Origin of the sequence: Olavius algarvensis spirochete endosymbiont, from assembly GCA_900608495.1 — a bacterium.
Taxonomy (GTDB): Bacteria; Spirochaetota; Spirochaetia; order DSM-2461; family DSM-2461; genus UBA2779.
In genome coordinates this window covers 1-7,885 of record UWYT01000109.1, presented here as the reverse complement: position 1 = coordinate 7,885, position 7,885 = coordinate 1, and the positions used below count along the sequence as shown (strand labels likewise).

Annotated in this window: 11 protein-coding genes and 1 tRNA gene; 8 read left to right on the top strand and 4 right to left on the bottom strand. The window is 55.8% G+C overall.

Features of this window, described 5'->3' with window-relative positions; all coding sequences use genetic code 11:
- From S1OALGB6SA_RS02640 to S1OALGB6SA_RS02610, 8 genes are all read left to right on the top strand, one after another.
- A partial coding sequence (locus S1OALGB6SA_RS02640; protein WP_124032461.1) for a pyridoxal phosphate-dependent aminotransferase occupies positions 1-1,277 on the top strand: 1,277 nt, incomplete at its 5' end.
- A 224-nt stretch (positions 1,278-1,501) separates the two neighbouring features.
- The gene (gene trxA, locus S1OALGB6SA_RS02635) at positions 1,502-1,858 is read left to right on the top strand and encodes a thioredoxin (RefSeq protein WP_124032460.1); all 357 of its coding nucleotides are present in this window, start codon (positions 1,502-1,504) and stop codon (positions 1,856-1,858) included.
- Between the two features lie 213 nt (positions 1,859-2,071).
- A complete protein-coding gene (locus tag S1OALGB6SA_RS10770) occupies positions 2,072-2,272 on the top strand; it encodes a YciI family protein (RefSeq protein WP_371686033.1) in 201 nt (66 codons plus the stop codon).
- Entirely contained in the window at positions 2,269-2,397 is a 129-nt protein-coding gene (locus S1OALGB6SA_RS10765) for a YciI family protein (RefSeq protein WP_371686032.1), read from the top strand. Before S1OALGB6SA_RS10770 ends, S1OALGB6SA_RS10765 begins: the two co-directional genes overlap by 4 nt.
- Positions 2,398-2,424: 27 nt before the next feature.
- The gene (locus S1OALGB6SA_RS02625; RefSeq protein WP_124032459.1) at positions 2,425-3,318 is read left to right on the top strand and encodes a DNA alkylation repair protein; all 894 of its coding nucleotides are present in this window, start codon (positions 2,425-2,427) and stop codon (positions 3,316-3,318) included.
- A 545-nt stretch (positions 3,319-3,863) separates the two neighbouring features.
- Positions 3,864-4,139 (top strand): hypothetical protein, encoded by a 276-nt coding sequence (locus tag S1OALGB6SA_RS10535; RefSeq protein WP_230204377.1) that lies wholly within the window; start codon positions 3,864-3,866, stop codon positions 4,137-4,139.
- Positions 4,140-4,541: 402 nt separating this feature from the next.
- A tRNA-Asn gene (locus S1OALGB6SA_RS02615) sits at positions 4,542-4,614 on the top strand.
- Positions 4,615-4,948: 334 nt separating this feature from the next.
- Positions 4,949-5,578 carry a hypothetical protein gene (locus tag S1OALGB6SA_RS02610; protein WP_148084009.1) on the top strand — a complete coding sequence of 210 codons (630 nt, stop codon included), beginning with the start codon at positions 4,949-4,951 and terminating at the stop codon, positions 5,576-5,578.
- A 3-nt stretch (positions 5,579-5,581) separates the two neighbouring features.
- Here S1OALGB6SA_RS02610 and S1OALGB6SA_RS02605 read toward each other — a convergent pair whose 3' ends face one another.
- The 4 genes from S1OALGB6SA_RS02605 to S1OALGB6SA_RS10050 form a co-directional block, all read right to left on the bottom strand.
- Positions 5,582-6,043 (bottom strand): phage tail protein, encoded by a 462-nt coding sequence (locus S1OALGB6SA_RS02605; RefSeq protein WP_124032457.1) that lies wholly within the window; start codon positions 6,041-6,043, stop codon positions 5,582-5,584.
- Between the two features lie 17 nt (positions 6,044-6,060).
- Complete coding sequence (locus tag S1OALGB6SA_RS10055) at positions 6,061-7,047, bottom strand: phage tail sheath family protein (protein ID WP_230204376.1); 987 nt, start codon at positions 7,045-7,047, stop codon at positions 6,061-6,063.
- Entirely contained in the window at positions 7,007-7,552 is a 546-nt protein-coding gene (locus S1OALGB6SA_RS02595; protein ID WP_124032456.1) for an ImmA/IrrE family metallo-endopeptidase, read from the bottom strand. The genes S1OALGB6SA_RS10055 and S1OALGB6SA_RS02595 overlap by 41 nt, the downstream gene beginning before the upstream one ends.
- Before the next feature lie 119 nt (positions 7,553-7,671).
- Positions 7,672-7,885 (bottom strand): hypothetical protein (locus S1OALGB6SA_RS10050; RefSeq protein ID WP_230204375.1); only part of this gene is annotated, 214 nt, incomplete at its 5' end.

The following is a 7,885-nucleotide window of genomic DNA, read 5'->3' as shown; positions in this document are numbered from 1 at the left end:
AGATTATCGGGGAAAATATAGGAGATCCGTTTCAGAAGGGCGAGCCGGTAGCGGAGTGGATTAAGAGAATTGTAAACTCACTGGCAAAAGAAGATAGCAGCTACGGATACACAGATTCGGCGGGCAATCTCGATACTCGGTCTTTTCTGGCGGAGGAAGTAAACAAGAGGGGCGGCACCCAGGTTGGCGCGGAGGATATTCTCTTTTTCAATGGGCTCGGAGATGCGGTGTCCACCTTGTTCGCTCATCTGCGAAGGGAGGCTCGGGTTCTGGGCCCTTCGCCTGCCTATTCTACTTTTTCCTCGGGAGAGGCTTCGCATTCGGGTTATGAGCATCTCACTTACAGGCTGGATCCGGAAAACGGTTGGCAGCCAGATCTTGAAGACATTCGATTAAAAGTGAAATACAACGATTCGGTGGCAGGCATTTTGCTGATTAATCCGGACAATCCAACAGGTGCGGTTTATCCAATTTCCACATTGGAAGCTATTATCGAGGTGGCTCGTGAACACGATCTTTTCGTACTATGCGATGAAACTTATGCAAATATTATTTATCCGGGAATAAAAACCGCGGCACTGAGTCAAGTGATTGGAAGTGTGCCGGGGATTGCATTCCGCAGCATTTCCAAGGAAATACCGTGGCCTGGCGCTCGTTGTGGCTGGATGGAGGTGTTTAACCAGGAGAGAGACGAAGTTTTCCGCCGCTATATCACGAGTCTCCTGGATGCGAAGCGTTTGGAAGTTTGCTCCACAACGCTCCCCCAGATGGCAGTGCCCAAAATTTTCTCCGACAGCCGTTATCCGGGCCACCTCGAAAGACGCGCGGCGATGTTTTCCAAACGAGCCGATGAAGCAGTATCCATACTTTCAGGAATTCCGAAGATTACCGTTCAGAAACCGGGCGGCGCCTTCTACCTGACGGTTGTTTTCAACCAGAAACTCCCTACCGGTGAATTGCCTCCAATTGCGAACTCAGCCGTGGCCGCCAAGGTGGAAGCGCTTGCCAGCAGCGTGGCTCCCGACAAGCGTTTTGTTTACTGGCTTTTAGGCGCGACGGGTATTTGTTCTGTGCCGCTAAGCGGTTTTTGCAGCCAGCTCCCGGGGTTCCGAGTAACCCTCTTGGATAATGATGATAGAAGGAGAGTTTCAACCTACCAGCTCCTTGCAGAGGCCATCAGAACCTACCTTCAGACTTCCAACTTCATTCGCAACGAATCGTATTCTGACGACTTCCAAAGGGAACCCTGTCTCGCAGAAAAAAACAACTCAGCTTAACCGCAGAATCGAGCTCTACGGCAGAAATCCATAGAGCACCCCCGAATTTAGACTCTTGTTTTTTTTAGCGGAGGCCTGTATTTTGTTTGTAATCGCGTCTTAGTGGAGATACAACTCGCTGCCGTGGGCTGATGGAGGGGCAAAATGCGGTACCGCGGCGTGATTTGATTCGGAACTGAAGAGATGAGCCTCAAGTCAATCTGAGGTTAGATAAGGAATTTGAAATGGCAGAAAATTTGACGACGGAGACTTTTAAAGAGAAAGTGTTCGACTACAAAAACGAGAAGAAGTGGAAATATAAGGGCAAAATTCCCGGTATCATCGATTTCTATGCAGACTGGTGCGCCCCCTGCAAGATGGTGGCTCCAATCATCGAGGAGTTGTCAAATGACTATGAGGGCAAACTGAATGTCTGGAAGGTAGACACCGACGCTCAGGCAGAGATTGCTCGCGAATTCAATATTCAAAGCATTCCGTCAATCCTGTTCATCCCTCTTATCGGGGAGCCCAAGATGCTCACCGGAGCTCTTCCCAAGGCGACTTTTCAGAAGCTTATCAAGGAAGAACTTGGCTTAGGCTAAGAATGGGCTTTGCTCAACCGGGGCAATTCATTGACAGGAGAGTCACATTTAAGAAGTCGGACTCCAAATCGCTATTGTAGGATTCGCAGGATTGGTTGGTTATTGATAGTTCAAGTTCGTCCTGGGAACTATCCTAGAGCAAACCGATGCATTCCGGGAGAATAACTATGAGAGTCGATTGTCAAGGCAACCAAAAAATCCGAGGCGGGTATGATGCCCGACGAGAAGCTCCTGGCTGAAATGGGGAAGTTCAATGAAGAACTAACCAAAGCCGGTGTGATGCTTGCCGGAGATGGACTTCATCCCAGTAGCAAGGGCAAACACCTGCGCTTCGCCGGCAACAGGAAAACCTTTATCGACGCCCCTTCGCAGAAATCAAGGAACTCATTTCCGGCTACTGGATATGGAAGGTGAAATCAATGGAAGAGGCAATCGAATGGGTTCGGCGCTGTCCCAATCCGATGGGTGCCGAAGAATCAGAAATCGAAATTCGCCCCTTGCTCGAAGCCGATAACTCTGGCAAGGAGATGCCCTATTGATTGTTCGGGCTCTTCAAGGAGTCTAACTTGCATAAAACTTCTTTCTGTTACATTGTGGTTCACGAGAGAATTTATCGGAGTGGCATGGCTTTGAGTTTGAATGCGGAGAACAATAAGGCAGCCTGTGAGCGGCTAGGTCGCCTGCAAAAGAATCTCGATGCCAGGGCCACCGCAAAATCCAGGAACTTTTGGCAGAAATACCTCAAAGGCAGAGCAACTTTTCGCGGAGTCCCGATGAATGGCATTCGGGAGACGGTTCATGCCTGGTGGCGCGACGAAGGACTTCACAACCTATCCATTGCTGCACAGAAGCAAATAGCCCTGCGCCTGTTCGAAGAGGAGCATACCGAGGACAAGCTGGCCGGTGTGCTGGCGTTCTCTGAGATACTGCTCCCTCACCTGTCGAAAAAAGATCTGCCAGCCTTTGAGCGCTTGTTTGCCAGCACTCATATATCTGATTGGAATCTTTGCGACTGGTTCTGCATAAAAGTGCTCGGTAAAATGGTGGAACAAAGCCCTGATTCGTTTTCTCTGGCAAAAACCATTTCTGCCTGGCGAACATCCAGACCCCTCTGGCAGCGCAGGGCATCCTGCGTGGCTTTCGTGAACCATGCAAAGCACGGTGATAAGGTAGTACCCGGACTACCCGACATTCTAATAAAAAATTGTGAAGCACTGGTTCGCGATTCGGAACGTTTTGCGCAAACCGGCGCGGGCTGGGTGTTGCGGGAACTCTCGCTGCATGACAAACCCAGAGTAATCCAGTTTGCCAAAAATCACGCCAAGCTGCTATCGCGCGAGGGCATCAAAAGGATTGTCGAGAAGATGCCGGCTGACGATAAGAAACGCCTGCTTGATTTTCACGACAAACGGGGTGATGGAGCAAAAAAAGATGATCAGCATAACCAGGAGTCTAAATAAGCTGAAATGCGCCCGCAACCGATGCCTGGCTTCGCCGCGCTTGAAGAAACCAGGTTGATTGAGGCCTGCGAGCGGCGTCTGCCTTATCAGTAAAACGACAACGAATAGATGAGGTAAACTAATCAAGCCCGATTCAGTACGACAAGCCTCAAGGTACGCACATGTCTCTGATTTGACGGAAATGGCGAGGAGGCAGCGAAATTCTATGTGTCGTTGATGCCCGGCAGCTTCACTTGAAACCATGTCGCGGCCGAATCCGAACGAACCTGCTCTGGCAGTGTAGCTTAGTCTGGCTGGCACTTCATACATGTTTCTCATAAATGGCGAGTCTCAAGACTTTTGCCAGCAACTTCCACAGTCGTCCAAACAACCTATCAAGCAGAAGCGAATCGATTCCGGGATGCTCTGTTAGCCGGCGATGGAAAAGAGAGCATGTGCGCCTGACTCAAAGACCGTCTGGCAAATCGTTCCCGAAGCTCTGCCCAGGCTGATGGCCGCCGAAGACAAGGTTGCCGCCAAGCGCGTGATGCCAGGCCATGCTCCAAATGAGGAAGATAGATATCGCTGCACTTGATAAGGAAACAAAGATAATGCCTGACAAGCAGATGAACGATAAAACGACAACGAAAGATTGCGGACAAGAAGTCGTCGGAGCCGGTGCTTCTCGCCGCGGCAATCCACAAATAGCCAAGGCCGAAGGAGACGTCCCCGTACAGGCCTACATCGCGGCCATGCCAAACTGGAAAAGCGACTTGGGTCGCCGCTTCGATGTGCTCATCGCGTGCGCAAGGCGACAAAGTGGAATTCTCATCATGGCATAGATGCCCAGGGTTGGTTCCTCAAGCTTTCGCTGCTACACCAAAATACGTCAAAGTGGCTTTCTTTTGCAGCTCGTCACTAAAGTCTCCCCCCCTGGCAAGTCCAAGCACGAGGAAGTGCGCTCATCGACATCCACGAACATAATCAACTCGACGAGGCGCAGATAACAACCTGGATTCAACAGGCGGCCGCCCTGCCCGGATGGACTACGTGACGACTGCAGTGTTTCATAATGATGGGCTTCACGGTCTAAGACAGCATCGCAACCATTGACTATGCATTCCTCGCCAATGGCCGGACACGCTGATACCGAGGATTGCGAGCGAAGGCCAAAAGGGAGACAAAGACATCACTTTGTTGCTATTCATTGACACAAAACTGCGATTTGAATATTGTTAGCCCAATCCCCTGTAGCTCAGTTGGGAGAGCGGGTGGCTGTTAACCACTAGGTCGGCAGTTCGAGTCTGTCCGGGGGAGAGTCATACAAAACCTGGACGAACCGACGCCCAGTTTGGTTCACAGAAAGCCTTGGAGGTATCCCCTCCGGGGCTTTCACTTATAAGGGCCAGGAAAATCGCGGCCTTTTGCGCCTGCGCCTCACGAGAGCACTGTCATCCTGGCTCTCGACGCTCGACCGCAGAGATCACTCTTCGATGCGCTCGGCACCCTTCTCAGCCCCGATCGTGCTCTCCGAGGCCGAGAGCGGGGACAGAGCACGGCCCGTTGGTTTACACAACTCGGCGGCGCGGAGATTTGGTTTACAGCAGAATCCAACTACCGATAATCGTTGGAAGAGGAGGACACGGTTTCGATGGCGACTCTGTCGGTCGAGAAGCTCTACGAGAAGCACTACGCAGGCGAAAAGGCGCGGCGTGGCTTCTTCGATGCGCTCGCAGCCTGGCGCCAACCAAACAGAGTCCTCTACCCCGGCAGCTTCATCCAAGTGACCGCGTCCCTCGTGTTCCCCTCCGTCGTGTACGTGGACAACGACCGCAACGCCAAGCGGTTCTTCTCCAAGATGGACGATGTCGTTTCCTTCGTGACCCGTCACAAGGTCTACCGCGAGAAGCCCGAGATGGTCTTCCATGGCTCGAGCTACGAGGCCCACATCCCCGAGCCAGACGGATCCTTTGACTTGCTCATCTCCCTCTACGCCGGCTTCATCTCGAAGCCCTGCAAGCGCTACCTGAAGCTCGGTGGCATCCTCGCCGTGAACAACAGCCACGGCGACGCCAGCCTTGTCTCCATCGATCCCGACTACGAGCTCATCGGCGTGATTCAGGGTCGCGGTGATCGACTTCGCGTGGTGGAGGAAAAGCTGGATGCCTACTTCAAGCCGAAGAAGCAAACGGTGGTGACCGAGGAGCTGCTCCGCAAGGCGAACCGGGGCATCGGCTACACCAAGACGGCGCCAGCCTACTTGTTCAAGAGAGCGCGGTAGCGTCTACTGAATCAGCTCGAAGAAATCGAAGGTGAGCGTCACGGACTCGATGACGTTCTTGTCGGACTCGTTGTCCCAGTCGCCGGCCACGAACTTCACGGGCCAGGCGTGGGACAGGGACCAGCGGCGTAGCGTGGTGCCGTCGCGGTCCTGCTGCACGATGTCGATGTTGCGCTTGTAGTTGACGTCGGTGAGGCCGGGGCCGCTCGAGGTGATCGCCACGTCCTGGAACCAGTCGAACAGATCCCGGTCCTGGGTAGCGCCTCTTTCGAGGGTCACGTCTGCAAAGGTCAGACGACCAGGGCTCTTGTTGGGGATGAGCGAACCGCCCTCGAAGTACTGGACGTTCGCCACCTCCACCGAGAGCTCGCTGCACTTCTGAAAGCCGGCGTGGCCGATGTCGTCGATCTCGACGATGAACTTGAACTTCTTGTGGAAGCTCCTGGGATTGCCGATGACCGCCATGGTTTCGTCCTCCTATCTCACGCGCCGGCCGCGGCCAGCTCGGCTTCGAGCGCTCGGGTGTCCTGGGAAATTCTCAGCACGATGAACTCAGCCGGCTTGTTCGTGGCCAGGCCCACCCTGGCGATGAGCTTGCCGGCGAAAATCACCGAGGGCGTGTTCAGCGTCTCCGAGACGTCCACAAAGAACGCCTTGAAGGGCTCGCGGCTGCGGAACGCGCCGTTGTTCATCTGGGTGAGCAGGAACGCGGTGATGGTCCGGCGCACCTGGGCGCGCAGCCCCTCGGTGTTGTTCTTGTGCCTGGCGAACTGCAGCCCCTGCTTGAGGCTGCGCTTGATGAAGATCACGCCGCGCCGCTCGGCGACGTAGGGGAAGTTGCTGCTGCCCTTGAGGGTGCGGGAGCCGTCGATGTAGCGCGGCAGCCCCGGCCCAGTGGTCAGCGGGTTGATGCGTTTCGGGTACACCAGGTCGCGCTTGGCCTCCTCGAGGATCTCGTCGGTCTCGAAGCCGAGCACGCCGAACATGCGGCCCTTGTCGATGCCCGCCGGCGGGTCGTAGACGCCTCCGGGTCTGGCCGAGTCGGTGCGGGCGTAGACCCCGGCGAGGATGCCCGAGGGCAGCACCGGGATCTTGTCGGCCGGACCGAAGACACTCTTGGCCGGGTTGAGCACCAGCACGCGGGGCCAGTAAATGGCGGCGAACTCGGTCAGCTCGATCAGGGCCGCCGTGTTCTGCACGTAGTCCACGATGCCCGTGGTGCTCTGGTTGGCGGGCGGATCCAGGATGGCGAAGACCGTCCCGTCCCTGTCCACCTCGCAGTAGGCGACCATGGCGTTGTGGACCGCCGAGGTCGCTCGTCCCGGAACCAGCAGCATCGTCAGGTCCTGCACATGGTCGAAGGCGTTGAGGCCGGTCTTACCCGCCTCGGAGCCGACGAAGTCGCTGTCGTCCAGCCCGGTGAGCCCGTCATTGCCCCCGGCGAGCTGCACGGTCTGCACGTCCGGCACCGGGTGACCGGCCAGGAGCTGGTCGATGACCCGGATGAGGTTGGAGCCCGTTCTCTCGTCGTTGACGATGGCCTCGATGTAGCCTGTCGTTGAGCCCGTCCAGGGCCGGGATGTCGTCACCAAATACAGCGCGTGCTGCGGTACGGACATCAAGCGTCGGCATCAAGATGCGCGCCGAGAACTGATCAGCCTGCCACTCGGCCTTCTCTTTCCTCGTCTGTGTCCGGCAGACCAGTACCGGCTTGGGCTCCTCACCGGGCTTGCCGGCGAAGAGCGGCAGCGTCACCTTCTCCATCTCGATGATGGGGCGGTGCAGCTGCCAGTGACCGATCTCGTGGGCGACCGTGAAGGCGAAGCGCCCCTCGTTCCCCTCCAGCGAGCTGTCCACGCAGATCCGCTTTTCGTCGAACCAAGTCGCGCCGAGCACGTCACCGATGCCGATCACTTCCTTGAGGTCGGTCACCTCGAAGTTCAGCTCGAGGTATCCCTCCACGATCTCGTCCACGTCGATGGGAGGCTTTATGTCCTCATCTTTCCACCGGGCGTAGTTGACCAGGAGCTCTCAAGCGGCGCTCTCGATCTGCGCCGGGGCGAGGTACGGTACCTTGATCGCCTGCAGCTGCATCACCCGTTCTCCTTCTTCGCCTTCTCGAGCAGCTCCATCAGCTTCTCGGACGAGATGTTGCTTTCCTGGGTCCGGCGCATGAACTCGGGCATGCCGGGGTCGGCCTTCATGTAGTCCTTGACGCTGGTCGGGATCCGTCCCGCCAGCTGCATCAGCTCATCGAAGTCATCGCCGAGCACCTCCGCGAGCTTGCGGATGGTCTCCTCACTCGGG